Annotated in this window: 24 protein-coding genes; 11 read left to right on the top strand and 13 right to left on the bottom strand. The window is 69.4% G+C overall.

Going from position 1 to position 25,544, the window contains the following annotated elements; genetic code table 11:
• The first annotated feature begins 5 nt into the window (after positions 1-5).
• The 4 genes from VEC04_RS07415 (at position 6) to VEC04_RS07400 (ending at position 4,609) form a co-directional block, all read left to right on the top strand.
• Positions 6-416, top strand: coding sequence for a hypothetical protein (locus VEC04_RS07415; protein WP_324775376.1), 411 nt, complete (start codon positions 6-8; stop codon positions 414-416).
• A gap of 8 nt (positions 417-424) precedes the next feature.
• Positions 425-1,870 carry a dihydrolipoyl dehydrogenase gene (gene lpdA, locus VEC04_RS07410; protein WP_324775375.1) on the top strand — a complete coding sequence of 482 codons (1,446 nt, stop codon included), beginning with the start codon at positions 425-427 and terminating at the stop codon, positions 1,868-1,870.
• A gap of 208 nt (positions 1,871-2,078) precedes the next feature.
• Entirely contained in the window at positions 2,079-3,143 is a 1,065-nt protein-coding gene (locus VEC04_RS07405) for a substrate-binding domain-containing protein (RefSeq protein WP_324775374.1), read from the top strand.
• 251 nt (positions 3,144-3,394) lie between these two features.
• Positions 3,395-4,609 carry an OprO/OprP family phosphate-selective porin gene (locus VEC04_RS07400; RefSeq protein WP_324775373.1) on the top strand — a complete coding sequence of 405 codons (1,215 nt, stop codon included), beginning with the start codon at positions 3,395-3,397 and terminating at the stop codon, positions 4,607-4,609.
• A 184-nt stretch (positions 4,610-4,793) separates the two neighbouring features.
• On the opposite strand, the gene VEC04_RS07395 is transcribed toward VEC04_RS07400, so the two are convergent.
• The gene (locus VEC04_RS07395; RefSeq protein ID WP_324775372.1) at positions 4,794-5,879 is read right to left on the bottom strand and encodes a glycosyltransferase family 1 protein; all 1,086 of its coding nucleotides are present in this window, start codon (positions 5,877-5,879) and stop codon (positions 4,794-4,796) included.
• Positions 5,880-5,950: 71 nt separating this feature from the next.
• The gene (locus VEC04_RS07390) at positions 5,951-6,412 is read right to left on the bottom strand and encodes an Lrp/AsnC ligand binding domain-containing protein (RefSeq protein ID WP_324775371.1); all 462 of its coding nucleotides are present in this window, start codon (positions 6,410-6,412) and stop codon (positions 5,951-5,953) included.
• A gap of 109 nt (positions 6,413-6,521) precedes the next feature.
• On the opposite strand from VEC04_RS07390, the gene putA reads away from it, so the two are divergent.
• Positions 6,522-9,644 carry a bifunctional proline dehydrogenase/L-glutamate gamma-semialdehyde dehydrogenase PutA gene (gene putA / locus VEC04_RS07385; RefSeq protein ID WP_324775370.1) on the top strand — a complete coding sequence of 1,041 codons (3,123 nt, stop codon included), beginning with the start codon at positions 6,522-6,524 and terminating at the stop codon, positions 9,642-9,644.
• A 24-nt stretch (positions 9,645-9,668) separates the two neighbouring features.
• On the opposite strand, the gene VEC04_RS07380 is transcribed toward putA, so the two are convergent.
• The 7 genes from VEC04_RS07380 to VEC04_RS07350 all read right to left on the bottom strand — a co-directional run bounded on the left by VEC04_RS07380 (position 9,669) and on the right by VEC04_RS07350 (position 15,081).
• On the bottom strand, positions 9,669-10,244 hold the full coding sequence (locus VEC04_RS07380; protein WP_324775369.1) for a hypothetical protein: 576 nt from the start codon (positions 10,242-10,244) through the stop codon (positions 9,669-9,671).
• A gap of 29 nt (positions 10,245-10,273) precedes the next feature.
• On the bottom strand, positions 10,274-10,630 hold the full coding sequence (locus VEC04_RS07375) for a hypothetical protein (RefSeq protein WP_324775367.1): 357 nt from the start codon (positions 10,628-10,630) through the stop codon (positions 10,274-10,276).
• A 35-nt stretch (positions 10,631-10,665) separates the two neighbouring features.
• Entirely contained in the window at positions 10,666-11,370 is a 705-nt protein-coding gene (locus VEC04_RS07370; protein WP_324775365.1) for a hypothetical protein, read from the bottom strand.
• Between the two features lie 9 nt (positions 11,371-11,379).
• Positions 11,380-12,564 carry a P1 family peptidase gene (locus VEC04_RS07365; protein WP_324775363.1) on the bottom strand — a complete coding sequence of 395 codons (1,185 nt, stop codon included), beginning with the start codon at positions 12,562-12,564 and terminating at the stop codon, positions 11,380-11,382.
• A gap of 361 nt (positions 12,565-12,925) precedes the next feature.
• Complete coding sequence (locus tag VEC04_RS07360) at positions 12,926-13,318, bottom strand: GFA family protein (protein ID WP_324775361.1); 393 nt, start codon at positions 13,316-13,318, stop codon at positions 12,926-12,928.
• Between the two features lie 29 nt (positions 13,319-13,347).
• Entirely contained in the window at positions 13,348-13,767 is a 420-nt protein-coding gene (locus VEC04_RS07355; RefSeq protein ID WP_324775359.1) for a hypothetical protein, read from the bottom strand.
• 96 nt (positions 13,768-13,863) lie between these two features.
• Entirely contained in the window at positions 13,864-15,081 is a 1,218-nt protein-coding gene (locus tag VEC04_RS07350; RefSeq protein ID WP_324775357.1) for an RtcB family protein, read from the bottom strand.
• Positions 15,082-15,390: 309 nt separating this feature from the next.
• On the opposite strand from VEC04_RS07350, the gene VEC04_RS07345 reads away from it, so the two are divergent.
• From VEC04_RS07345 to arsB, 3 genes are read left to right on the top strand one after another with little or no spacing between them, the layout of a single operon-like run.
• On the top strand, positions 15,391-15,756 hold the full coding sequence (locus VEC04_RS07345) for a metalloregulator ArsR/SmtB family transcription factor (RefSeq protein ID WP_324775355.1): 366 nt from the start codon (positions 15,391-15,393) through the stop codon (positions 15,754-15,756).
• The gene (locus VEC04_RS07340) at positions 15,753-16,229 is read left to right on the top strand and encodes an ArsI/CadI family heavy metal resistance metalloenzyme (protein WP_324775353.1); all 477 of its coding nucleotides are present in this window, start codon (positions 15,753-15,755) and stop codon (positions 16,227-16,229) included. Before VEC04_RS07345 ends, VEC04_RS07340 begins: the two co-directional genes overlap by 4 nt.
• Before the next feature lie 21 nt (positions 16,230-16,250).
• Positions 16,251-17,270, top strand: coding sequence for an ACR3 family arsenite efflux transporter (arsB, locus tag VEC04_RS07335; RefSeq protein ID WP_324775351.1), 1,020 nt, complete (start codon positions 16,251-16,253; stop codon positions 17,268-17,270).
• A 15-nt stretch (positions 17,271-17,285) separates the two neighbouring features.
• Here arsB and VEC04_RS07330 read toward each other — a convergent pair whose 3' ends face one another.
• Together VEC04_RS07330 and VEC04_RS07325 are read right to left on the bottom strand one after the other, a co-directional pair.
• Entirely contained in the window at positions 17,286-18,263 is a 978-nt protein-coding gene (locus VEC04_RS07330) for a hydroxymethylglutaryl-CoA lyase (RefSeq protein WP_324775349.1), read from the bottom strand.
• Positions 18,260-19,966: a glycosyltransferase family 39 protein gene (locus VEC04_RS07325; RefSeq protein ID WP_324775347.1), complete on the bottom strand. Its 1,707-nt coding sequence runs from the start codon at positions 19,964-19,966 to the stop codon at positions 18,260-18,262. Before VEC04_RS07325 ends, VEC04_RS07330 begins: the two co-directional genes overlap by 4 nt.
• A gap of 90 nt (positions 19,967-20,056) precedes the next feature.
• Here VEC04_RS07325 and VEC04_RS07320 point away from each other — a divergent pair, with 90 nt between their 5' ends.
• On the top strand, positions 20,057-20,785 hold the full coding sequence (locus tag VEC04_RS07320; RefSeq protein WP_324775345.1) for a glycosyltransferase family 2 protein: 729 nt from the start codon (positions 20,057-20,059) through the stop codon (positions 20,783-20,785).
• Between the two features lie 116 nt (positions 20,786-20,901).
• Positions 20,902-21,327 carry a hypothetical protein gene (locus tag VEC04_RS07315; RefSeq protein ID WP_324775344.1) on the top strand — a complete coding sequence of 142 codons (426 nt, stop codon included), beginning with the start codon at positions 20,902-20,904 and terminating at the stop codon, positions 21,325-21,327.
• A gap of 161 nt (positions 21,328-21,488) precedes the next feature.
• On the opposite strand, the gene VEC04_RS07310 is transcribed toward VEC04_RS07315, so the two are convergent.
• Positions 21,489-22,286, bottom strand: a complete 798-nt coding sequence (locus VEC04_RS07310; protein WP_324775342.1) for a phosphatase PAP2 family protein — start codon at positions 22,284-22,286, stop codon at positions 21,489-21,491.
• A gap of 239 nt (positions 22,287-22,525) precedes the next feature.
• Between VEC04_RS07310 and VEC04_RS07305 the strand changes: the two genes are divergently transcribed.
• A complete protein-coding gene (locus tag VEC04_RS07305; RefSeq protein WP_324775395.1) occupies positions 22,526-24,409 on the top strand; it encodes a ribonucleoside-diphosphate reductase subunit alpha in 1,884 nt (627 codons plus the stop codon).
• Between the two features lie 4 nt (positions 24,410-24,413).
• Here the strand turns inward: VEC04_RS07305 and VEC04_RS07300 are convergent, their stop codons facing one another.
• Positions 24,414-25,151, bottom strand: coding sequence for a hypothetical protein (locus tag VEC04_RS07300; RefSeq protein WP_324775340.1), 738 nt, complete (start codon positions 25,149-25,151; stop codon positions 24,414-24,416).
• Between the last annotated feature and the right edge of the window lie 393 nt (positions 25,152-25,544).

The raw sequence follows: 25,544 nt of genomic DNA, 5'->3' as shown, positions 1-25,544 counted from the left end.
GTGCGATGAGGGCCCTGGGCCTGTTTCTGGCGATCGGCGCCACGACGTTCGCGTCGAGCGCTATGGCCTGCGAGTGGACAAGCCTCGGTCAGCGGCGAGCGGCGGCCGATCGCATCGTTGAGGGGCGCGTCTCGAGCGTGCGCATTGCCCGCGTCTGGGTCCACGACTGGAAGGTTCAGATCGACCGCATAGCCACAGTTGAGCCGGTGACGACCGTCAAGGGCGGACCTCAGTCGGCCCGTTTTGAATATCGCTTCAGCACCCACGAGGCCCACGACCAGGACTGGAGCTGTTCGAGCAGACCGGACCGCACGGTCGAGGCGGGGGAGACGGGCTACTTCCTCTGGGAGCGTCTTCAACGCCCGACGCTGGTGCTGACCCCGGCCGAGTTCCGCCAGCGCGACCTAGATTATTGACGGATGCAATGACCCAGACCCTCTCCACCAAAGTCCTGATCATCGGCGCAGGCACCGGCGGCTACGTCGCCGGCATCCGCTGCGGCCAGTTGGGCCTCGACACCGCGCTGGTCGACGGCGGCGACGGCCTGGGCGGGACCTGCCTGAACGTCGGCTGCATCCCGTCGAAGGCGATCATCCACGCCGCCTCGAAATTCGAGACCGTCGCCAAGGCGGCCGCCGGCGGGACGCTCGGCATCACGGCGTCGACACCCGCCATCGACCTGGCCCAGACCACGGCGTGGAAGGACGGCATCGTCCGCAAGCTGAACGCCGGCGTGGCGGCCTTGCTGAAGAAGGCGAAGGTCAAGGTCGTCAAGGGCTGGGCGACCTTCTCCGACGCCAAGACCTGCACGGTGAAGACCGCCGACGGCGACCTGATCATCACCGCCGAGCACGTCATCCTCGCCACCGGCTCCGAGCCGGTCGAACTGCCCTTCCTGCCCTTCGGCGGCGACGTCATCTCCTCGACCGAGGCCCTGTCGCTCGACAAGGTCCCCGGCAAGCTGGTCGTCGTCGGCGGCGGCTATATCGGCCTCGAACTCGGCATCGCCTTCCGCAAGTTGGGGGCCGAGGTGGCCATCGTCGAAATGGCCGACCGCCTGCTGCCGCTCTACGACAAGGCCCTGACCGATCCGGTCGCCAAATGGCTGGAGAAGCACGGCGTCGAACTGCACCTGGGCGCCAGGGCCGGCTCGTTCGAGAAGGGCCAGCTCAACGTCACCACGAAGGACGGCAAGGCCATCAAGCTCAAGGCCGACAAGGTCCTCGTCACCGTCGGCCGCAAGCCGCGCACCCGGGGCTGGGGTCTGGAGAACATGGGCGTGGCCATGGCCGGGCCCTTCGTGAAGATCGACGACCGCTGCGCCACCAGCATGAAGAACGTCTGGGCCGTCGGCGACCTGACCGGCGAACCCATGCTGGCCCACAAGGGCTCGGCACAGGGCGAGGTCGTCGCCGAGATCATCGCGGGGCGTGAACGCGCTCAAGCAGCGAGCGGCCGCGCCGCGAGCGCTAGCGCACAAGAACCTCGCTTCGACCCGGTGACCATCGCCGCCGTCTGTTTCACCGAGCCGGAGATCATCTCCGCCGGTCTCGGCCCGGAAGACGTCGAGGGTCGCGACGACGTCATCACCGCCGTCTTCCCGCTGGCCGCCATCGGCCGCGCCCTGGCCATCGAGGCGGGCGAGGACGGCGGCTTCGTCCGCGTGCTCGCCTCAAAGACCGACCACCGCCTGCTCGGCGTCCAGGCCGTCGGCCAGCACGTCTCGGAGATGTCCAACAGCTTCGCCCAGATGCTGGAGATGGGCGCGGTGCTGGAGGACGTCGCCGGCGTCATCCACGTCCATCCCACCCTGGGGGAGGCCTTCCACGAAGCCAGCCTGCGCGCGCTCGGACACGCCATCCACATCTAGCGGCGCTAACGCTCGCGACGCGGTCGGTCGCTGCTTGAGCGCGGGATCGCGCGAAGGGCCGGGCCGCGTCGGGTCGGGAGGTCCCGTAGGGCCGACGACCGCACCCCCAAAAAGAGCGTCGCCGAACCGTCACCTTTCCGTCAGCCCGTCCGTCACAAACCTGTGGTCCAAGCGGCTTCGACACAAACCGTCGTCGGAGCCTGAATTCATGAACCGCACCCTGTTCGCCGCCGCCTCGGCGATCGCCCTCGTCGCGCTGGGCGCCTGTGGCGACAACGCCGGCGGAACCGCCCCGGCCGGCGCGACCGGCATCCTCGCCGTCGGCTCCTCGACCGTCTTCCCCTTCGCCAGCCGCGTGGCCGAGAACTTCAACCGCACCGCCGGCGGCGCGACGCCGCGCGTCGAATCGCTGGGCACCGGCGGCGGCATCCAGAAATTCTGCGAGGGCGTCGGACGGGGCACGGCCGACATCGCCAACGCCTCGCGGCCGATGAAGAAGTCCGAGTTCGAGCTGTGCCAGAAGAATGGCGTCACCGACATCGTCGAGATCAAGATCGGCTATGACGGCATCGTCGTCGCCACGGCGCGCACCGGCGAAAGCCTCAATCTCCGCCTGCAGGACCTCTACCTTGGCCTTGCCAAGGAGGTTCCCGGCGCCAACGGGGCCTTCGTCGCCAATCCCGCGACCACCTGGAACCAGGTCAATCCCGGCCTGCCCGCCCAGCGCATCCAGGTCTACGGCCCGCCGCCCACCTCGGGCACCCGCGACGCTTTCCTGGAGCTCGGCATGGCCCCGGGCGCCAAGCTGATCCCGGCCCTGGCGGCGGTGGACGAAGCCGACGGCGACCGTTTCGAGTCGCTGGCCCACACCCTGCGTGAGGACAACGCCTGGATCGACTCCGGCGAGAACGACAACGCCATCGTCCAGACCCTGACCCGCACCCCCGGTTCGATCGGCGTGTTCGGCTACTCCTTCCTCGAGCAGAACATGGACTCGGTGAAGCCGCTGTCCATCGACGGCGTGGCCCCCTCGGCCGCGACCATCGGCGACGGCTCCTACCCGCTGGCCCGCAGCCTCTACATCTACGTCAAGAAGCAGCATGTCGGCGTCACCCCGGGCCTGCAGGAGTTCGTCATGGAGTTCATGTCCGACGCCTCGGCCGGACGCGGCGGCTATCTGCAGGACCGCGGCCTGATCCCGCTGCCCGCGGACGAGCTGGCCGCCCAGCGCGCCATCGCCACGAGCATGACCCCGATGACCGCCCCGCAATAGCGGCGGCTCTTTCGCCGGAAACTGGAACGCCGCGGGCCGGAAGGTCCGCGGCGTTCTGCTATGCGGCGTGACGCGTCTCCGGTGTCACAAATTTTCATGGGAAGCGTCACGGTTATGAGTCGGCCCGGTCGGAATTGCGTCACCGCAATCTCATCGTTCCTTCGCCGGACCTAAGCGAAACCGTCGCCGACGCGGAATACTCCGTGGCCTGACGGACCGTGACGGTCAGCGGCCAACCGAAGGATTCTCCCATGCGACAACATTCCCTGTTGGCGGGCGCCGCGCTCGCCGCCGCCCTTGCGCTCACAGCCGCTCCGGCTCTCGCCCAAAACGTCGGACCCGCCCCTGCCTGGTCGGGCGCACCCGAATACAAATGGGGGGACTTCACCCTCAAATTCCGGGGCCGGGTGTTCGCAGACTACGTCGAACAGGACGTCGACCGCGCCGTCGGCGCCGACTTCAGCGCCTCCGAAGACCGCTTCCGCACGGCCCGCATCGGCGTGCAGGGGGCGTTCGGCGATCAGTGGACCTATGTCGCCGAGGGCAATTTCATCAACGGCGAGTCGAACTGGGAAGACCTGTACGTCCAGTACTCGCCCCGCAAACACACCGCCTTCACGGTCGGCAATTTCAAGAGCCTGTCGCTCGAGAATGTGACATCGGCCCGTTTCACGACCTTCATGGAAAGAGGCCCGTTGAATGATCTGATCGACGCCGGCCGCGTCATGACGCTGGCGGCGCGGACGGGCGGCGACAACTGGTCGATCACGGGCGGCGTCCACGGCGATTCGGTCAATGACGGCGCGCCGGGCGGCGGCGACGAACAGCGCGGCGTCTTCGTCCGCGCCCACTTCGCCCCGATCGTCAGCGACGATACAAAAGTCCACCTCGGCGTCTGGGCCCGCGACCGTGACCGGCGCGACGACACGGCCTTCCGCTACCGCGTGCGCAACAACACCAATTTCGGCGGCCGCTACACCGACGCCGGCTCCTCGCCGCTCGGCGCGGGCGACGCCGACACCGCCATCGGCCTCGAGGCCGCCGCCGTCTGGCGTTCCGTCTCGGTGCAGGGCGAATGGGCGACCATCGACGCCGACCTGACCGGCGGCGGTTCGGCCCAGGCCAGCGGCTACTACGTCTTCGCCTCCTTCTTCCCGACCGGCGAACAGCGCAAATACAAGGCCGCCGACGGCAAGTTCGACCGCGTCAGCATCCGCAGGCCCCTGACCCGGGGCGGCATCGGCGCCGTGGAACTCGCGGTTCGCTATGACGCCGCCGACCTGACCGAGTTCGCGGGCGTGGCCACGGCGGGCGAGTACTCGGCCGTGACCCTCGGCGCCACCTGGTATCCCTGGTCCCACATCCGCTTCATGGCCAACTACACGGACTCGAAGAACGAGGCGCAGGTCGTGGCCTCGGACGTCGACGTCCAGACGCTGCAGTTCCGGGCGCAGTTCGACTTCTAGATCGGAGCCTCACCTCCCCATCGGCGCAGGCCGGTGGGGAGGACAGATCGCGCAGCGATCAGGAGGGGCGGCTCGGTGACAGAGGATTGGCGATAGGCTGGTCGACGCCTGCGCCGCCCCCTGCGGATCGCCGCTCCGCGTCGACCGTCCTCCCCATTCGCCTTCGCTCATGGGGAGGTGAACCTTAAGCCGCCGCCTTCTTCCGCAGCCGGGCGATCCGCCGCAGCCGCCGCCAGAACCGCCCGCGCTCCGGCTCCGGATAGGGCTGCAGGTTCTCGACGAACTGTTCCGCCGAGGCGCGCCAGCTGAACTTTTCGGCATAGGCCCGCACCGCCGCCCGGTCGCATTTCAGCGCCTCGAGGCAGGCTGCGCGCAGGTCCTTGTCGATGGCCCCGGCGTTCGAGCCTGGGATGATGTCGATCGGCCCATGCGCCGGATAGGCCGCCACTGGCGTGCCCGTGGCCATGGCTTCCAGGATCACCAGGCCGAAAGTGTCGGTCCAGCTCGGGAAGACGAACACATCGGCGTCGCGGAAACAGCGCGCCAGCTCCTCGCCGAACCGGGCCCCGAGGAATTTCGCCTCCGGGTATTTCTCCTGCAGCTCGGCCCGCGCCGGGCCGTCGCCGACCACGATCTTCGTGCCGGGCAGGTCGGTCTTGAGGAAGGCCTCGATGTTCTTCTCGACCGCCACCCGGCCGACGTTGAGCCAGAACGGCCGTGGCCAGTCCTTGCCCCCCAGTTCGTCGTAGATCCGCGGCAGGTCCGGGTTGAACTGTTCGGTGTCGACGCCCCTCGACCACGGCGAGACGTTGCGGAACCCGTGCGCCAGCAGCTCGTCGCGCAGGGTCGGCGTGGCCACCATCAGCCGGCCCGACGGCTTGTGGAACCACTTCATATAGGCGTAGCCGACCTGCACCGGGATCGGGAACCGGGCCGAGACATACTCGGGGAATTTGGTGTGGTAGCTGGTCGTGAACGGCAGCTTCCATTCCACGCAGATGCGCCGCGTGGCGATGCCGATCGGCCCCTCGGTGGCGATGTGAACCGCCTCCGGCTCGAAGGCGCGCAGCCGCTCGCGGATCTCCTCCTCGGCCCCCAGGGCCAGCCGGATTTCCGGATAGGTCGGGCAGGGGATGGTCTTGAACTGGCTCGGCTCGATGACCTCGACCTCGTGGCCCATGGCGCGGCATTCCGCGATGGTCCGGGTCAGGGTGCGGACGACGCCGTTGACCTGGGGCTCCCAGGCGTCGGTGGCCAGAACGATGCGCATGAGGGCCGAATGGCTCCGCCGTTGATCGGGGAACCGATCTAGCCGTTTGGAACCGGCTTGGCGAGACGCCCTCAGAGCGGCAACGCTGTCGTCGCCTTCACCTCTTCGAGAACGGCATAGGTTCGTGTCTCGCGCACGCCCGGCATCCGCACCAGCACATCGCCCAGGAAGGTCCGATAGGCGTCCATGTCGGCGACCCGCGCCTTGATCAGGTAATCGAAGCCGCCGGCGACCATGTGGCACTCCAGCACCTCGGGCTGGCGGCGCACCGCCGCGGCGAAGGCCTCAAAGACATCGCCCGTGGTGCGGTCCAGATGGACCTCCACGAAGATCAGCAGCCCCCGCCCGACCTTGGCGGGGTCGATCAGGGCGGCGTAGCCGGTGATGACGCGGCGCTCCCGCAGCCGGCGCACCCGCTCGAAACAGGCGGCGGCGGACAGATTGCAGCGCCGCGCCAGTTCCGCGTTCGACAGACGGCCATCCTCCTGCAGGGCGCGCAACAGGCGGCGGTCGACGGCGTCCAGCGCTTCCATCGGTAAATTCCTGCTCTTGCCGAATGATCATCGGCGCCACAGCCGATCATACGATACACATTCGGCGGCGTCCGCCATATATGCCCGCTGCACCCAGGACCGCACCCCCATGACGATCGCCTTCTCTCCCTCGACCGTCGCTCACTGGGACACGCTGGACGAAGGCAAGTTCGCCGACGAAACCGCCACAGTCCGCGACCTGCTGGCCCGCATTCCGCTCGACGCTGGCGAGCGCGCGGCGGTGCTGTCCAGCGCCGTCGACCTCGTCGAACGCGCCCGCGCCAGCCAGAAGAAACAGGGCGTGGTCGAGAGCTTCCTGCAGGAATTCTCGCTCGGCACCCGCGAGGGCCTCGCCCTCATGTGCCTCGCCGAGGCCCTGTTGCGCACGCCGGACGAGGACACCCGCGATCGCCTGATCGCCGAGAAGATCGGTTCGGCCGACTGGGCCAGCCATCTCGGCCAGTCCGACAGCCTGTTCGTCAACGCCTCGACCTGGGGGCTGATGCTGACCGGCAAGCTGGTCGACGTCGACGAGGAGGCCAGGACCGACCTCCCCGGTTTCCTCAGGCGGATCGTCGGCCGTCTCGGCGAGCCGGTCATCCGCGAGGCCGTCGCCGCGGCCGTCCGCATCATGGGCGAACAGTTCGTGGTCGGCCGCACCATCGAGGCGGCGCTGAAGCGCTCGAACCGCGAGGGCTGGCTGTGCTCCTTCGACATGCTGGGCGAGGGCGCCCGCACAGCCGCCGACGCCGAACGCTACGAGAAGATCTACGCCGACGCCATCGAGGCCGTCGGCAGGACCGCCAGGGGCCAGGGCCCCGAAGCCGGCCACGGCGTCTCGGTCAAGCTGTCGGCCCTGTCGCCCCGCTACGAGGCCACGCATGAGGCCCGCGTCTGGGACGAGCTCTACCCCCGCATCGTCCGGTTGGCCCGCATCGCGGCGAAATACGACATCAACTTCACCATGGACGCGGAGGAGGCCGACCGCCTCGCCCTGTCGTTGAAGCTGCTCGACCGGCTGGCGCACGAACCCGATCTCGGCGGCTGGACCGGCCTCGGCCTCGCGGTGCAGGCCTATCAGAAGCGCTGCCCCGAGGTGATCCGCCGCGTCGCCGAGCTGTCGAAGGCGTCCGGCCGCCGCCTGATGGTCCGGCTGGTCAAGGGCGCCTACTGGGATACCGAGATCAAGCGCGCCCAGCAGTTCGGCCGCACCGACTATCCGGTCTTCACCACCAAGGCCGCGACCGACCTCAACTACCTCGTCTGCGCGAAAGCGATGATCGAGGCCGCGCCGCACATTTACAGCCAGTTCGCCACCCACAACGCCCACTCTCTGGCCGCCGTCTACAGGATGGCGTCGGAGCGCGGCGTGAAGATCGAGTTCCAGCGCCTGCACGGCATGGGCGAAGCCCTCTACGACGCCGCCCGCGACGCCTTCGGGCCCGTCACCGTTCGGGCCTACGCTCCCGTCGGCGGCCACGAGGACCTGCTGCCCTATCTCGTCCGCCGCCTGCTCGAAAACGGCGCCAACTCCTCCTTCGTCCACGCCCTGCTGGACGAGCGGGTGCCCGCCTCCGCCGTCGCCGCCGATCCCATCTCCGCCGTCGAGGCCCACCCCGACCGCCACGCCAAGATCCCGACCCCCAAGGACATGTACATGGACCGCCAGAACTCGCTGGGCCGCGACTACTCCCAGGCCGCCGACCGCGAGCGGCACGCCCTCGCCCTGCAGAAGGTCGACAGCGAGAAGCTGACCTCGGGCCCGATCCTCGGCGGCAAGCTGAAGGCGGGAACCAACCCCCAGCCGGTGACCAACCCCTTCGACACGACCCAGGTGCTCGGCCACGTCTCGGAAGCGACCGAGGCCGACATCGACGCCGCCGTCGACCTCGCCGTCCGCGCCCAGGTGAAGTGGGACCGCATCGGCGGCGCCGGCCGGGCCCCCATCCTGCGCGCCATGGGCGACGCGCTCGAGGCCGACATGGACCGCCTCGTCGCCCTGCTCAGCCGCGAGGCGGGCAAGACCCTCAACGACGGCGTCGCCGAGGTGCGCGAGGCGGCCGATTTCTGCCGCTACTACGCCATGCTGGCCGAACGCGACTTCGGCGGACCGCAGGAGCTCAAGGGCCCGGTCGGCGAGATCAACCAGCTGGTCCTGCACGGCCGCGGCGTCTTCGCCTGCATCAGCCCGTGGAATTTCCCGCTGGCCATCTTCACCGGCCAGATCGCCGCGGCGCTGGCCGCCGGCAACGCGGTGCTGGCCAAGCCCGCCGAACAGACGCCGCTGATCGCCGCCGAGGCCGTGCGCCTCTACTACAAGGCCGGCCTGAACCCCGACCTGCTGGCCCTCGTCCCCGGCCGCGGCGAAACCGTCGGCGCGAAACTGGTCAGCCATCCGGGCGTCGACGGCGTCGCCTTCACCGGCGGCACCGACACCGCCACCCTGATCAACCGCTCGCTGGCCAACCGCCCGGGTCCGATCATCCCCTTCATCGCTGAGACCGGCGGCCTCAACGGCATGTTCGTCGACACCACGGCGCTGAAGGAACAGGTCATCGACGACGTCATCCTGTCGGCCTTCGGCTCGTCGGGTCAGCGGTGCTCGGCCCTGCGCCTGCTCTATGTGCCGCACGACGCAGCCGACGCCCTGATCGAGGGCCTCAAGGGCGCGCTGGCCGCCCAGGTCGTCGGCGACCCCGCCGATCCCTCGACCGACATCGGCCCGGTCATCGACGCCGACGCCAGGGCCATGCTCGAGGCCCACCTCGAACGACTGGGCAAGGATGCGAAGATCGTCGCCCGCGCCGATCTGCCCGCCGGCGCCGACAAGGGCCATCTGTTCGCCCCGACCATCGCCGAGGTCCCCACCCCCGACTATCTCGAGCGCGAGGTGTTCGGCCCCATCCTGCACGTCTGCCGCTACGAGCCCTCGAAGTTGAAGCAGACGGCGTCGAAACTGGCCGAGCGCGGCTACGGCCTGACGCTGGGCGTGCACAGCCGCATCGAGGCCTTCGCCGACGAGGTCGCGCGTCTGGTCCCCGCCGGCAACGTCTACATCAACCGCTCGATCATCGGCGCGGTCGTCGGCGTCCAGCCCTTTGGCGGCGAGGGCCTCAGCGGCACCGGCCCCAAGGCCGGCGGCCCCTACAGCCTGATCCGCTACGCCGCCGAGAAAGCCATCAGCAACAATATCTCCGCCCAGGGCGGCGACCCGGCCCTGCTGAACCTCTAGGCCGCCTGGTCATCCCGGACGCCGCTAGGCGGCGGTCCGGGGCGTCTCCCCCCGCGCCGCTTCCCGGAACAGCCAGACCGACAGCAGCCAGCCGAGCGTGAACACGCCGACGATGACGAAGACGATGTGCTCATAGGCCAGGGCGACGAAGGCGGTTCCGAACTGGGCCAGCGCCGTCACCAGCATGGCCGCCGCCATCCCCTTGGGCCGGAACCGGACGAGAAACGCCCCGACCAGCGCGATGGCGATGACGCCGAAGAAGATCTGGTTCAGCGGATTGTCCTCGTCGCCGATGATCCCGACCGCCAGGTTAGACCAGGTGATCAGGAAACTGGTGCCCACCGCTACGATCACCCCCGCCCGGTAAGCCAGCTGGCCCGACAGCCTCAGGCCGATCTCACACAGCGCCGCGGCCGCCAGCAGCATGATCGCCCAGACGACAAAGTCGAACGTCGTCCACTCCATCCCCGGCAGCAGCAGCCTCGCGGCCAGAGGCACGCACCAAGCGAAGACCGCCCCGCCCCAGACTAACCGCCGCAGCACCCTCGTCAGCCGCGCCTCGGTCTCCATCGTCCCGCCCATCGGCCCGGTCCCGTTCATCGCAGAGTCCTTCGACCGACTGTCCAGTTCTAGTGGAAAATGCCGACCGCGGCCTCGGCCCAGATCAGGGCCACCACTGCGACGACGCCCAGGGCGAAGCCGATGCGGATCACCGGATTGCGCACCCGCCAGGCGACCAGTTCGATCAGGGCCGCGCCGCCGATCAGCAGCACGCCCGCGAAGACGAAGTCGGTCGTCGTCCAGTTGACCTCGTCGGTGAACCGCATCGCGACCGCCGGCGCCAGCATCACAAGGGCGACCGCCGCCCACCCCAGCGGCCGCAGGATGCGCCACAGCTGGTCCAGGTCCTCGTTCGTCACGTTCATCTCGTCCCTCCACGTCGCCATCGACGCCCGAACCATGCCGCAGGCGGCGGTGACCGGCATGAGCGGAATGTGAGGAGTTGCTGAAAAGCGGACCGTCAGCCGGCCGGCCCGGCCACATAGATGGTGCAGGTCGAGGCGCCGCCGGTCAGGGGATTGTCGAACGCCACCACCTCCGCGCGCGCCGCCGGGAACACCGCCGCCAGCACCGCGAGAAAGCCCTCGTCCGGCCCCTCGTCCGACCACATGGCGAACACGCCCTCGGCCGTCAGCGCATCCCGCACCCGGGCCAACCCGTCGCACGAATAGAACCGCGCATGGTCCGGGTGCAGCAGGTTGCGCGGCGAGTGATCGATGTCGAGCAGCACCACGTCGTAGCGCCCGCCCTCGGCCCGCGGCGCATCGAACCAGCCGAAGAAATCTCCGTGCGACAGCCTGCACCGCGGCTCCGTCCCGAGGCTGTCGCCGATCGGAACCAGACCCGCCCGGTGCCACTCGATCACCGGTTCCAGCGCATCGACCACCTCCACCGAGGCCACCCGCGGAACGGCCAGCGCGGCCCGCGCCGTGTAGCCCAACCCCAGTCCGCCGACGAGCACGCGCAGCCCCTGCCCCTTCGCCGCCGCCAGACCGCGCACCGCCAGCTCGATCTCCCCGACCGTGAACAGGCTCGACATCAGATGCTCGTCGCCGAGGATCACCTCCACCACGTCCCGGTCGATGGCCGCCACCCAGCGCCGCCTCAGCACCAGCGGGCCCATGGCCGTGGGCCGGTAGTCCAGTTCCTCGATCAGCCGCCCCATCCCGCCCTCTCAGCCGCCGGCCAGCCGGTGCTCTTCCAGTATCCGCCGGACCGCGGCGACGTCGATCGCCTCGACCGCCACCGGCCGCCCCGTGGCCGCGTCGACGCTGCGCACCGTCGTGGCCATCAGCAGCGAATTGTAAATCGCCTCCTCGGTCGCCTCGATGACCGCGGCGAACAGCGGCGAGACCTGGTCGTTGCCCAGCTCGCTGTAGCCGGTCACGCCGCCGCGTCGCTCCGGCGTCCGCCGCACCGCCTCGGCTGTCGAAAAGGCCACCGCATAGTCTCCGGACCCGTTGGAGAAGGTCGATCCGGTGCGCGCCACGCCGGCCATCGCCCGCCGCGCCAGCCGCGTCAGATTGCGGTCGCCCAGCGGCGCGTCGGTGGCCACCACGATCATGATCGAGCCATCGGCGCTCCGGTCCTCGACGAACTCCCTCAGATGATACTGCCCCAGCGTCCGCCCGACCGGCGCCCCGCCCATGCTCAGCACCCCGCCGTAGTTGCTCTGCACCAGCACCCCGACCGTATGGCCGCCCAGCCGGGCCGGCAGGACGCGCGAGCTCGTGCCGACGCCGCCCTTCCAGCCGAAGGCGACCGTGCCGGTCCCGGCGCCGACGCTGCCCTCCTCGACGGGCCCGCCGCTCGCCCGGGCGATGGCCTCGCGCACATGGGCCACGGTCACCGGCCGGGCCCGGATGTCGTTGAGCCGCCCGTCGTTGGTCTCGCCGACCACAGCATTGACCGAGCGCACGCCCTCGTTGCCGGGCTGCTCCAGCGTCCAGTCGATCACGGCCTCCGCCGCCCGCGGCACGGCGAGGGTGTTGGTCAGGACGATCGGCGTCTCGATCTCGCCGAGCTCGACGATCTGGGTCGCGCCCGCGAACTTGCCGAAGCCGTTTCCCACCGCCAGCCCGGCGGGAACCTTGTCCTGAAACAGGTTGCCGGAATGCGGCAGGATCGCCGTCACGCCAGTCCGGACGCTGGCGCCCTCGATCAGGGTCACCTGACCGACCCGGACGCCGGCGACATCGGTGAGGGCGTTGAGCGGGCCGGGCTGCAGCACGCCCGGGACCAGCCCGATCTCCCTCGCGCGGACCCGGCCGCCGGCCCGCTCCTGCGCCAGAACCGCCGGCGCCAGCAGGACGGCGGGCCCCGCCAGAAGCCCCGCCAGAAGCAATGAACGCCGCAGCATGGCTGCCCCCCGTCAACGGACTGGCGTCCTGCTTAACAGGCCGGCGGGCGACTGCAATGCGGAGGAAACCGGCGGCCGGAGGCTCTCTCGCCTCGCCGGGCGATCCGCGGCCATGGACGTCGCGTCGTCCTCTCCCGCGGCTGGGCCGGACCCGGTCTGGACGACGACCGGAACCACTGCTTCGCCACCGGCGACGTCAACCAGCAGGCGCTGTTCCCCCGCGTCGCCGCGGTCGTCCACCACGGCGGCGCCGGCGCCACAACTGCCGCCGGCCGCGCCGGCGCGATCGGCGCCGACGGGGCCGACGTCGCCGCGCGGTGGCTGCTCGACAGCCTGCCGGAGTAGGCCGCCTGCCGCGTCCTCAGGGCTCGGAGCGGCCCGGGCCTTCCCGGTCGCGCCCATACCGCTTCGCCAGCGGGAAGGGAGGCAACCACGCCTCGCGCCGCACCGTCCAGAGCTCATAGGTCGGCGTCAGCTGGTCGGGGGCGTCGAGCGCCCCCAGCGCCACCTCGGTCTCGTCGCCGGTGCGAGAGAACACGGAGGAGCCGCAGCGGGGGCAGAAGGAGCGGCCGGCGTATTCGCCCGTCTCGCCCTCGATCGTCACCGCCTTCCGCGGGAAGATCGCGAAGGCGTGGAACAGGCTGCCGTGATGCTTGCGGCAATCGAGGCAATGGCACAGCCCGACCCGGTACGGCCGACCCGTCGCCTCGATCCGCACGTCGCCGCACAGGCACCCGCCGGTGAACTGATCCATCCTGCGTCTCCTCCGTCGCGGACTCGCGCTTAATGGCCCTCGGGCGTCCAGAGGGTGCAGCGGGCAATCCAGAGTTCCAGTTCCGCCACCAGATCCGCATAGGCCCGTGTTTCGAAGCTGTGCACCGTCTGCGCATCCGCGTCGAAGGCGAACGGCGCGTCGTGCCGGCGTCGCCCCCGTTCGGTCCGCGGCCAAGGCTGGTACAGGACCGTCAGATTGAAGCTCCCGTTCGGATTGAACTCGGGGCGGAACTCGATATCGATATTGAATCGGCGGCCCGCGTTGGTCGCATTGAACACCGACGAGCCCCCGACCTCGCCAAGGTCGGCGTCCATGCCGACGTGGAGCTCATTCCATCCTACCGCCCATCCAGCCGGCAGGCGCAACGGCTGAAGCTCGCGATAGGCCCTGGAGTTCGGATAGGTGTCGTGCGGGTCGTAGGGGGTCACAGGGTCAGCCTACTTCTAACGCGCCTCTCCGCAACGGTCCTGTGCGCCTCTCTCAACGACGAAAGCCGGCTCCACCTGCGGCGGAACCGGCTCCCGTCATCCCTTGACGCACACCACCTGACGCAGGGTGTGCACGACTTCGATCAGGTCGGCCTGGGCCGCGATGACCGCGTCGATGTCCTTGTAGGCCATCGGCGTTTCGTCGATCACCTCGGCGTCCTTGCGGCACTCGACGCCTTCGGTGGCGCGGACGTGGTCCTCCACCGTGAAACGCCGCTTCGCCTCGGTCCGGCTCATCGCCCGGCCGGCGCCGTGCGAGCAGGTGCAGAACGAGTCCGCATTGCCCTTGCCGCGCACGATGAAGGATTTCGCCCCCATCGAACCGGGGATGATGCCCAATTCGTCGAGCTTGGCCGACACCGCGCCCTTCCGGGTCAGGAACACGTCCTTGCCGAAGTGGCGCTCCTTCGAGACGTAGTTGTGGTGGCAGTTGACCGCTTCCTGCGTCGTCTCCAGATCCGGCCAGAACGCGCGCAGCACGTTCAGGACGCTGTCCATCATCACCTCGCGGTTGGCGCGCGCGTACTTCTGCGCCCACGATACCGCGCGGATGTAGTCGATGAAGCCCTCCGACCCTTCCGGGAAGTAGGCGAGGTCCTGATCCGGCAGGTTCAGGAACCAGCGTCGCGCCTCGTGCTTGGCCCGCTCGATGAAGTAGCTGCCGAAGCGGTTGCCCACCCCGCGCGAGCCCGAGTGCAGCATCACCCACACGTCGCCCGCCTCGTCGAGGCACAGCTCGATGAAGTGGTTGCCCGTGCCCAGCGTGCCCAGGTGGCCGAAGCCACGCGGGTGCGCCGCCTTGGGGTGCTTCTCCACCACGGCGTCGTAGCCGGCCTGCAGGTCAGCCCAGCGGCTCACCGCCGAAGCGGGCGGCTCGCCGGCCCAGGCGCCCTTGTCGTTGCGCCCGCCGTTGTCGGTGCGGCCGTGCGGAACGGCCGCCTCGATGGCGGAGCGGATGCCCGACAGGTCGTCCGGCAGGTGTTCGGCGCGGATCGACGTCCGCACCGCCATCATGCCGCAGCCGATGTCCACGCCCACGGCGGCCGGGATGATGGCCCCCACGGCGGGGATCACCGAGCCCACGGTCGCGCCCTTGCCCCAGTGCACGTCCGGCATCACCGCCACGTGCTTGTGGATGAAGGGCAGCGACGCAACGTTCTTCAGCTGCGCCAGCGCCGCATCCTCGATAGGCACCCCCCGGGTCCACGCCTTGATCGGCGCGCCCGGGCTTTCGATCACGTCATAGCCGCTCATGGCCGACGTCTCCTTCTCTGTCTGATCCTTCCGGACCGGCGCGGCGGAGTCTCGCGGATACAAGAAACCCCTCCGGCCGGCGGCGGGAGGGGTTGCTGGAAAACCGAAGTCGATGGACCCCTGCTCCTATGCACCCTCCGCGCGCGCGCCCTTGCCCTCGACCGGCTGACGGTCGAGCGACATGGGCAGGGTCGCGTTGATGCAATAGGCGAACATGGGTCGTCTCGTTTTCGGGAGGGCGCTGATATCCGAAACCGGACGGCAAAGCCAGCCCTTGACCGCAACGATTAATTCCATATTCTTTGAATTATGGAATTAATGGCTGCCGTCACCCGCCTCTCCGCCCTGGCCCAGGACAGCCGCCTGTCGGTCTTCCGGCTTCTCGTCCGGGCCGGCCGCGAAGGCGTCCCCGCCGGGGAGATCGCCCGCTCGCTGGACATCACGCCGAATACCCTGTCCGCCCAGTTGACCATCCTCTCCAACGCCGGGCTGGTCAGGAGCCGTCGTGACGGGCGCTCCATCATCTACAGCGCCGACTACGGCGGCATGAGCGAGCTGCTCGTCTACCTGATGGAAGACTGCTGTCAGGGCCGCCCCGAGGTCTGTTCGCCGCTCGCCGAAGCCGCGAGCCGCGCCGCCTGCTGCAACACCACCGAAGAAGGAATTCACCAATGAAGCGCCTGCACGTTCACGTCGCCGTCGACGATCTCGACCGGTCCATCGGCTTCTATACGACCCTGTTCGGCGCGCCTCCGGCGATGACCAGGGAGGATTACGCCAAGTGGATGCTCGATGATCCGCGGGTCAATTTCGCCATCTCCGACCGGGCCCGAACGGCCGGAGTCGACCATCTCGGCATCCAGGTCGACAGCGCCGGCGAGCTTCGGGATCTGGCGTCCCGTCTGAAGGCCGCCGGCGAGACCACCCGCGATCAGGAGGCCGCCACCTGCTGCTACGCCCGATCGGACAAGGCGTGGGTGACGGACCCTTCCGGCCTGCGGTGGGAGACCTTCTTCACCTTCGGCGACGCCACCAGCTACGGCGAGGACGGGGCGGACGCGCGTCCGGCCGACGCCGGCAAGCCGGACGCGTCCTGCTGCCCCGCGCCTGTCGGCGCTGTTGACCAACCCGCCGCCGCCTGCTGCTGACCCGCCGGCGCCGACGTCTCCATGAACCTCTTTGAACGCTACCTCACCGTCTGGGTAATCCTCTGCATCGGCGCCGGGATCGGCCTCGGCTGGCTGTTCCCGGGCGTGTTCTCCGCGCTCGCCTCGGCCGAGATCGCCAAGGTCAATCTGCCGGTCGCGGCGCTTGTCTGGACCATGATCGTGCCGATGTTGATGCGCATCGACTTCGGCGCCCTCGGTCAGGTGGGGAGCCACTGGCGCGGCATCGGCGTCACCCTCTTCATCAACTGGGCGGTCAAGCCGTTCTCGATGGCGCTGCTCGCCTGGCTGTTCATCGGCTGGCTGTTCCGGCCGCTGCTGCCGCCGGACCAGATCGAGAGCTATATCGCCGGCCTCATAATTCTCGCGGCGGCGCCCTGCACGGCGATGGTCTTCGTCTGGAGCCACCTCACCAGGGGCGAACCCCATTTCACTCTCAGCCAGGTCGCCCTCAACGACCTGATCATGCTGGTGGCCTTCGCCCCCATCGTAGGACTGCTGCTCGGCCTCGCCGCCGTCACCGTGCCCTGGGAGACCCTTCTCCTGTCGGTGGTCCTCTACATCGTCGTTCCGGTGATCCTCGCCCAACTGTTGCGCCGGGCCCTGCTCCGCTCCGGCCAGCTGGAACGGGCGCTGAGGATGCTGGCGCCCATCTCCATCAGCGCCCTGCTCGCCACCCTCGTCCTGCTGTTCGCTTTCCAGGGCGGGCAGATCATCCGCCAGCCGCTGATCATCGCCCTCCTTGCCGTGCCGATCCTGATCCAGGTCTATTTCAACTCCGGCCTCGCCTATCTGCTGAACCGCGTGGCCGGCGAGTCCCACAGCGTCGCCGGCCCCTCCGCCCTGATCGGGGCGAGCAACTTCTTCGAACTCGCCGTGGCGACCGCCATCAGCCTGTTCGGCGTCCAGTCCGGCGCGGCGCTGGCGACCGTGGTCGGGGTGCTGATCGAGGTGCCCGTGATGCTGTCCATCGTCTGGATCGTGAACCGGACCCGCGGCTGGTACGAACGGCGCCAGGCCTGATCCGGGGACGAACCGTCAGCCCCTCGGCCAGCCCCCGGCCCGGCTCAGCGCGCTCGGGGCCGGGCGGCCGATCTTTTCGCCGATCCAGCGCGCCGTCGTGATCAGGGCGTCGAGGTCGTAGCCGGTCTCGAAGCCCGCCCGCTCCAGCATATAGACCAGGTCCTCGGTGGCGATGTTGCCTGTGGCGCCCGGCGCGAACGGGCAGCCGCCGATGCCGCCCACCGAGGCGTCGAGCACGTCGATCCCCGCCTCCACGCCGGCCCAGGCGTTGGCCAGCCCGGTGTTGCGCGTGTCGTGAAAATGCAGCCGAAGCACCGCCTCCGGCGCCGCCCTGCGCGCCGCTTCGACCGTCTTCGTCACCGCCCACGGGTCGGCCACGCCGATGGTGTCCGCCAGCGCGATCTCGGCCACGCCCAGCTCGCCGATGCGGCCCACCAGATCGGCCACCTGATCCACCGACACCTCGCCGTCGAACGGACAGCCCCAGACGCAGCTCAGGGTCGCCGACAGCGACGGCGCCGCCCCCGGCTCGCCATTTCCTCCCCCCTTCAGGGGGAGGGGGACCGCCGAAGGCGGTGGAGGGGGGGCGTTGGCCCGTCCCGTCAGGATGTCCGACAGCATCGACACCTGCTGATCGACGCCCATGCCCTGGTTCTTCAGCCCGAAGCCGTCGGTCGCCGACATGGCCACATTGACCTCGTCAACGGCAGTGCCCAGCGCCCGGTCGTAGCCCTTGCCGTTCAGCACCAGGCCGATGCGGCTGCGCGCCGCCTCGTGGGGCCCGTTCCTGGCCAGTTCGGCCATGACCTCTTCGGCCCCGGCCATCTGCGGCACGTATTTCGGATGCACGAAGCTGACCGCCTCTATGCGCCGCGCCCCCGCCGCCTCCAGCCGCCGCACCAGATCGGCGCGGACGGCGGGCTCGAGGATCGCCTTCTCGTTCTGCAGTCCGTCGCGCGGCCCGACCTCGACGATCGTGATCGGGCGGCTCACCGCGCCCCGCTCCCCGCCAGTTCGCTCCCCCCCAGCCCGCTTCCTGCCAACCCGCTCCCCGAAGGCGCGTAGACGGTCAGGCTGACGTCGTCGCCGCGCGAATAGTTGTGGCCGTTGACCACCCCCACCGCCCGGCCGGTCACTCCCAGCTCGGCCGAGGCGACGCTGAAGGCGTCGGCGTCGCGTGCCTCGACGATCACCGGCCGCCCCTCAGCCAGCGCCCGCGCCGCGCCCGCGGCGTCGGTCAGTTCGGTCTCGCGCCCGGTCAGGAAGACAAAGCTCGGCTCGTGGAAGCCGGTGATGGCCACCGGCCCCGGCCGCCCCTGCCGCGGATGCAGGTCGGCCCGCTCCAGCACCTGCTGCAGCTGCGGCGCAATGGCCAGCGGGCGCAGCTGACGGATCGTGCCCGCGAGTCCGGCGTGGGCCACCACGCCCAGCGCGATCGCCGCCGCCACCGCCGTCGCCGCCGCCCGGTGCAGCAGCAGGAAGGCCCCGATCAGCGCCGCCAGCGCCGCGAAGACGATGGTGATCGTCGCCCAGGTCTGCGCCGTCGACCGCCCGAACTCGGTCAGGCCATAGACGGTGATCAGCACAATGAGGAAACCGGCGACCACCGACAGAACCGCGCCCGAATAGCGCGACACGGATCCGATCGGCCGGGTCAGGGCCGCCGCCGCCAGCAGCGCCAGCGCGCCGTAGGCCGGCAGGGTGTAGTGGGCCAGCTTGGTCGGGGTCAGCTCGAAGATCAGCCAGGCCGGAACCAGCCAGCAGACGAGGAAGCGCACCGCCGGCTCGGCCCGCCTGTGCCAGCCCGTCGACAACGCCGCCGGCAGCAGCAGCGTGGCCGGGAAGAAGAGCGCCAGCGCTCCGATCAGATAGTAGCCCGGCGGCGCGCCATGGCTCTCGTGGCCGCCGGCGATCTTGGGCGCCAGGTCGCCCGCGATGGCCTCGCGCCAGAAACCGCCGTCGGTGGCGATGGTGATGGCGATGGCCCACGGGCCGACGATCAGGGCCACCAGCGGCAGGCCCCAGCCCCAGCCGAGCCGCGCCAGCCATTTCACGTCACGGTCCCACAGCGACAGCATCAGTATGGCCGGGACCACCACGATCAGGCCGATCGGCCCCTTGATCAGGATCGACAGGCCGACTCCCAGCCAGAACAGCAGCTTGTGCGGCCGTCGCGGCGCTTCCCCGGCCCGCGTGGCCAGATAGATCCGCGCCAGCGCCGCCATGGCCAGGGTCACCGAGGCGCACAGCATGGCGTCGGTCTTGGCGATGCCGGCCTCGGTCGACAGCAGGAAGGTCGCCCCCAGCATGGCCCCGGCGAGGAAGCCGGCCCTCTGTCCGAACATCGCCGCCCCCGCCCAGGCGCAGGCCGCCGCCGCCAGCATGGCCCCGAGGATCGACGGGATGCGGTAGGGCTGGATGTCCCGGTTCTCGACGCTGGAGGTCACCGCCACCGCCGCCGCCTGCATCCAGTAGATGCCAACCGGCTTCTTCCAGCGCGGATCGTCCTGGAAGCGGATGTCGACGTAGTCGCCGCTCTCCAGCATCTGCGAGGTCGCCTGGGCGTAGCGGCTCTCGTCGCGATCGAGCGGCGGCAGCAGCATCAGCACCGGCAGTCCGGCGAACAGGGCGATCAGGGCCGCCAGCAGCGGGCCCCGCCAGCCGGCGATGAATCGGTCGAGGTCGGGGCGCATCATGTTCATCTTCCTAACACGCCGTTTCGGGCCGCGTCAGCCATCCCTCGCCCCGCCCTCCCGCTGTCCCGCGAAACCCGCTAGAGAACGGCGATGATCGAGCAGACCCCCGACATCTCCGTGGTCGTTCCCGTACATGACGAGGAAGGCGCCGCCGGCCCCCTGGCCCGCGAGATCGCCGCCGCCTTCGCCGGGCGTTCCTATGAGATGGTCTTCGTCGACGACGCCTCGAAGGACGGCACCCTCGCCGAGCTGCGCGCCCTGATGGCCGAGCTGCCGGCCCTGCGCGTGCTCAGCCACGCCGCCAATGCCGGCCAGAGCCGCGCCGTCCGCACCGGTGTGCTCGCCGCCCGGGGTCCCATCGTCGTGACACTCGACGGCGACGGCCAGAACCCCCCTGCCGACGCGCCCCGCCTGGCCGACCTGCTGGCCGCCTCGCCGCCCCATGTCGCACTGGTGGGCGGCGTGCGCGCCAGACGCCAGGACACCGGCGCCAAGCGCTGGGCCTCGCGCTGGGCCAACCGCATCCGCAAGCGGCTGCTCTCCGACGACGCCGACGACACCGGCTGCGGCCTCAAGGCCTTCCGCCGCGAGATCTTTCTGCGTCTTCCGTATTTCGATCACATCCACCGCTACCTGCCGGCGCTGATGATCCGCGAGGGCTACGAGAACCGCTACCTCGACGTCGACCACCGCCATCGCGAGACGGGCCGCTCGAAATACACCAACTGGGGGCGGTTGGTGGCCTCGTTCTCGGACCTGCTCGGCGTCATGTGGCTCAAGTCCCGCGCGCGCCGGCCCGGCGGAATCTCCGAATTCTGACCGCTCGCCTGGCAGGCGAGCAACCGTAGCGGTACGGAGCGAACAGGGGTATTCATCGTTAACAAGCGCGGCCGTATCGCCCGGCCGCGTCGTCCGTCCGCTCTGGAGCCCCAGCCATGCTGATCGCCCTGCCGCTGCTCATCATTCCGGTGGTCATCTACGCCATCGTCATCCTGACCGGCGTGGTCGGGACCGGTGGCGTCGCGGCGGCCGAGCAGGCGCTGCGGGATCCGATCTTCACCGTTCCCATGGTCTCGGGCAGCGGGTGGAACATCGGCAGCGGCGACCTGATCCTCTTCCTCGCCCTGCTGCTTCTGTTCTTCGAACTGCTCAAGTCGACCTCCAGCCAGAAGGTCGCCATCGTCAACCACGCGCTGTCGATGATCCTGTTCGTGGCCTGCCTGGTCGCCTTCCTGCTGATCAAGGGCTTCGCCACCTCGACCTTCTTCCTGATCCTGACGATGATCATGCTCGACGTCCTCGCCGGCTTCATCGTCACCATCATCTCGGCCCGCAAGGATCTCGAGTTCGGGGCGGGGTGAAGAACCACTCTCCCCGTCATCCTCGGGTCAAGCCCGAGGATCAGATGTTGGGCCAGGCTGTGCGGCAGTGTCGGCCCGCGAGCGTGACCGCAGGAGTTTCCCTCGAGCACCGGACGGCCTGATCCTCGGGTCAAGCCCGAGGATGACGAGCGAGACGGAGGTCAGGTCCGGCTGTCCTCATCCACCGGCAGCACGTGCGGCTCCTGCGGGTGTCCCGCCTGACGCCGCTGGATGGCGTAGGCGACCAGCCACAGCGCCATGGCCCAGGCCGCCCCGACGCTCCAGCCGGCCAGCACGTCGGTGGCCCAGTGCGCCGCCAGATAGACCCGCGTCAGCCCGACGATCAGCGTCAGCAGCACCGCCACCCCGATGATGTAGGCCTTGAACCGCTTCTGCGGGAACGCCCGGGTCAGCATCACCCCGATGCTCAGATAGAAGACCGCCGACAGCAGGCTGTGCCCCGACGGGAAGCTGGCGCTCATCGTCTCCACCGCCCGCAGCGCCTCGGGCGGCCGCTCTCGCCCAAACAGCGCCTTCAGCCCCTCGCTCAGCGCCACGCCGCCGATCAGGCCCAGCACCAGCAGCAGGGCCGACAGCCGCTTGCGCTGCAGGATCAGGAAGCCCGTCACCACCACGGCGAACAGACTCAGCACCGCCGTGCCGCCCAGCGCGGTCAGGTCCAGCGCCGCCGTCTCCAGCCAGCCGGGGCCCCACGGGTCGAGCGCCGTCGCATTCGGCCGCATCGCGCCCAGCACGGCCTCGTCGAAGGCCCGCCCGTCCGCCTCGGTCATGTCGTCGGCCAGTTCGACGAAGGTCATCACCCCCAGCGCCACGATGAACAGGGCGCTGACCGCGGCGATCTCCGTGCGCGCGATGCGCAGGGCGCGGCGGCCGAAGTGGAGGATCTGGTCGGGGATCATCGGCCCGAAACGGTCCCGCTTGCGGGACGTTCCCCTCACGCGTTCGTGATCGAAAATCGGCGGCCCGCATCAAGCCCCCGTCATCCCGCCGTCACGGCCTGTCCACAGGCTCATCCCCCGCCTTGAACGTGATTCGCCCAGAAAGTGATCGTCAACCCCGTTGACGGGTCGTTAGCCATCTGCGCCCCATATGTGGGCTTGGGGAGCGTTGGGGCCACTAGATGATGTGGTCGGTGGCGCGAACGACTTAATCGATCCAGTTCAGGGCAGTGACCATTATGGCCGGCGGCGAAGCGTTGAAGACAGTGGATTTCCAGTCGGTCGCGGCTGCGGACGCCGCTGATCGACCCCACCTGAAGGTGGTGCCCTCGATCCAGCTCGACCGGTCCCGCGACGACCTCCTGACCGACTTCGGCAAGAAGACGCTCGAGGACCGCTATCTGCTGCCCGGCGAGTCCTACCAGGACATGTTCGCCCGCGTCGCCACGGCCTATGCCGACGACGCCGACCACGCCCAGCGCGTCTACGACTACATGTCGAAGCTGTGGTTCATGCCGGCCACCCCGGTGCTGTCCAACGGCGGCGCCGACCGCGGCCTGCCCATCTCCTGCTTCCTCAACGCCGTCGGCGACAGCCTCGACGGCATCCAGTCGGTCTGGAACGAGAACGTCGCCCTCGCCTCCAACGGCGGCGGCATCGGCACCTACTGGGGCGGCGTCCGCTCCATCGGCGAGAAGGTCAAGGGCGCCGGCCAGACCTCGGGCATCATCCCCTTCATCCGGGTGATGGACTCCCTGACCCTGGCCATCTCGCAGGGTTCGCTGCGCCGCGGCTCGGCCGCCGTCTACCTCGACGTCCACCACCCCGAGATCGAGGAGTTCCTCGAGATCCGCAAACCGTCGGGCGACTTCAACCGCAAGTCCCTGAACCTGCACCACGGCATCAACATCACCGACGAGTTCATGTTCGCGGTCCGCGACGGCAAGACCTTCGAGCTGAAGTCGCCGAAGAACGGCGAGGTCCTCAAGACCGTCGACGCCCGCGCCCTGTGGCAGAAGATCCTCGAGATCCGCCTGCAGACCGGCGAGCCCTATCTGATCTTCTCCGACACCGTGAACCGCCAGATGGCGCCGCACCAGCGCGAGCTGGGCCTGTCGGTCAAACAGTCGAACCTGTGCGCCGAGATCATGCTGCACACGGGCCGCGACCACCTCGGTGTCGACCGCACCGCGGTCTGCTGCCTGTCCTCGGTCAACGCCGAGACCTTCCTCGAATGGCGCGAGGAGCCGAAATTCATCGAGGACGTGATGCGCTTCCTCGACAATGTGCTCGAGGACTTCATCCGCCGCGCCCCGCCGGCCATGGCCGCCGCCGTCTATTCGGCCAAACGCGAGCGTTCGGTCGGCCTCGGTCTGATGGGCTTCCACTCCTTCCTGCAGCAGCAGGGCGTGGCCTTCGAATCCGCCATGGCCAAGTCGTGGAACATGCGGCTGTTCAAGCATCTGCGCCGCGAGGCCGACAAGGCCAGCCGCCTGCTGGCCGAGGAGAAGGGTCCCTGCGAGGACGCCGCCGAGCGGGGCGTCATGGAGCGCTTCAGCCACAAGCTGGCCATCGCCCCGACCGCCTCGATCTCGATCATCTGCGGCGGCACGTCGGCGGGCATCGAGCCGATCCCGGCCAATATCTACACCCACAAGACCCTGTCGGGCTCCTTCGCGGTCAAGAACCCCTATCTGGAGAAGCTGCTCGGCGAGAAGGGCATCGACACCAGCGAGGTGTGGAACTCCATCCTCGAGCACGAGGGCTCGGTCCAGCACCTCGACCAGCTGAGCGACGACGAGAAGGCCGTCTTCAAGACCGCCTTCGAACTGGACCAGCGCTGGGTCGTCGAACTGTCCGCCGACCGCGCCCCGGAGATCTGCCAGGCCCAGTCGATCAACCTGTTCATCCCGGGCGACGTCGACAAATGGGACCTGCACATGCTGCACTGGCGGGCGTGGGAGACCGGCGTGAAGTCGCTCTACTACCTGCGCTCCAAGTCGGTTCAGCGCGCAGCCTTCGCCGGCGCCGAGACCAAGGCCGAGGATGAGCCCGACCCCAACCAGCCCGACCTCTTCAGCGCCGCCCGCACCGACTACGACGAGTGCCTCGCCTGCCAGTGAAGCCTCAGCGCGGCCTCGCCTCGATCCGCGCCTGAAGCGGCGTCCGGGGCAGGCTGGCCAGGGTCAGACGCCCGTCCCGGTCCGCATCCAGCGCCAGGAACCAGCGCTCGGTCGCCGTCGCCCATTCCTCGCCCGTCACCCTCTGGTCGACGTTGACGTCGGCGGCCTTGACCGGCTGCGGCAGGTTGAAGAAGCCCGCCTCGGCCACGGCGCCGTAGCCTGCGGTGCGTCCGCCTCGTCCGCCGCGGTGAGGCCCGCCACCCGGAGGACCAGCCTGCAGTTCCGGCGCCGCCCGGGCCATCGGCGCGGGCCTCTCCCCGCCGCCGCGCGGCCCGCCTCGCCGGGGACCGGGGCCGCCCTCCGCTCCCCGGGACAGCATGCGCAGCCGGGTCTCGTAGGCCGCCAGTTCCGCGGAATCCAGCCGGCCGCTGCGATCCTGGTCGAGGACACCGAACCAGCGGCGACCATCCGCCGCAAACTCCTCGAACGTGACCGCGCCGTCCAGGTCGGCATCGGCGCCGAGGAACCAGTCCGACACCGGCCAGGGCTCGCCCGGTTCAGCCATGAAGGGCTCCCCGAAGGGGCTGATGAACATGGCGGTGAGAGGAGCGCCATCGCCCGGTCTCCCGCGCGGACCGCCGGGCGGCCCGCCCGCGCAGGCGGCCATCGCGACCACGACGCCGAGCAGCACGCCCCGGGCCAGAATGCGGGTCGGGCGGAGGGAGGCCGGGGTCTGGGTCATGGGCGTCTCGCCGGAACGGGAGGCCATCAGGTGACCGTCCATTGGGTTCGCAAGAGGGCGTAGTTATTTCAGGGTTGAAGACAGGCCGCCAGCAAACCGCCACGAAGCCGCACGCTCGCCGCCACCTGCTGCCCCGGTGCTGCCCCGATGCTGCGCTGCAAATCCGCCCGCTTTCCGCACACTTTGCAGATCCAACCCGCTGATTTCGCTCTGGATCGTCCCTCCGGCAGCGTCATGAACGCGCCTGGGGAGAAGCCCGTCGTAAACTGCTCCTGTCCCGTCCGTCGGCCGGGCGCACGATCTTTGACAATCGCATCCCCGCCGCACCGCCGCAGGCGCGCCGATCATTGTGAAACTGCCGACTCTGCCGACCCTGCCACTGCGAATTTCTGC

Origin of the sequence: Brevundimonas sp. (assembly GCF_035626535.1) — a bacterium.
Taxonomy (GTDB): domain Bacteria; phylum Pseudomonadota; class Alphaproteobacteria; order Caulobacterales; family Caulobacteraceae; genus Brevundimonas.
The sequence above is the reverse complement of the archived record's forward strand: the minus strand, read 5'-3'. Positions and strand labels throughout refer to the sequence as shown.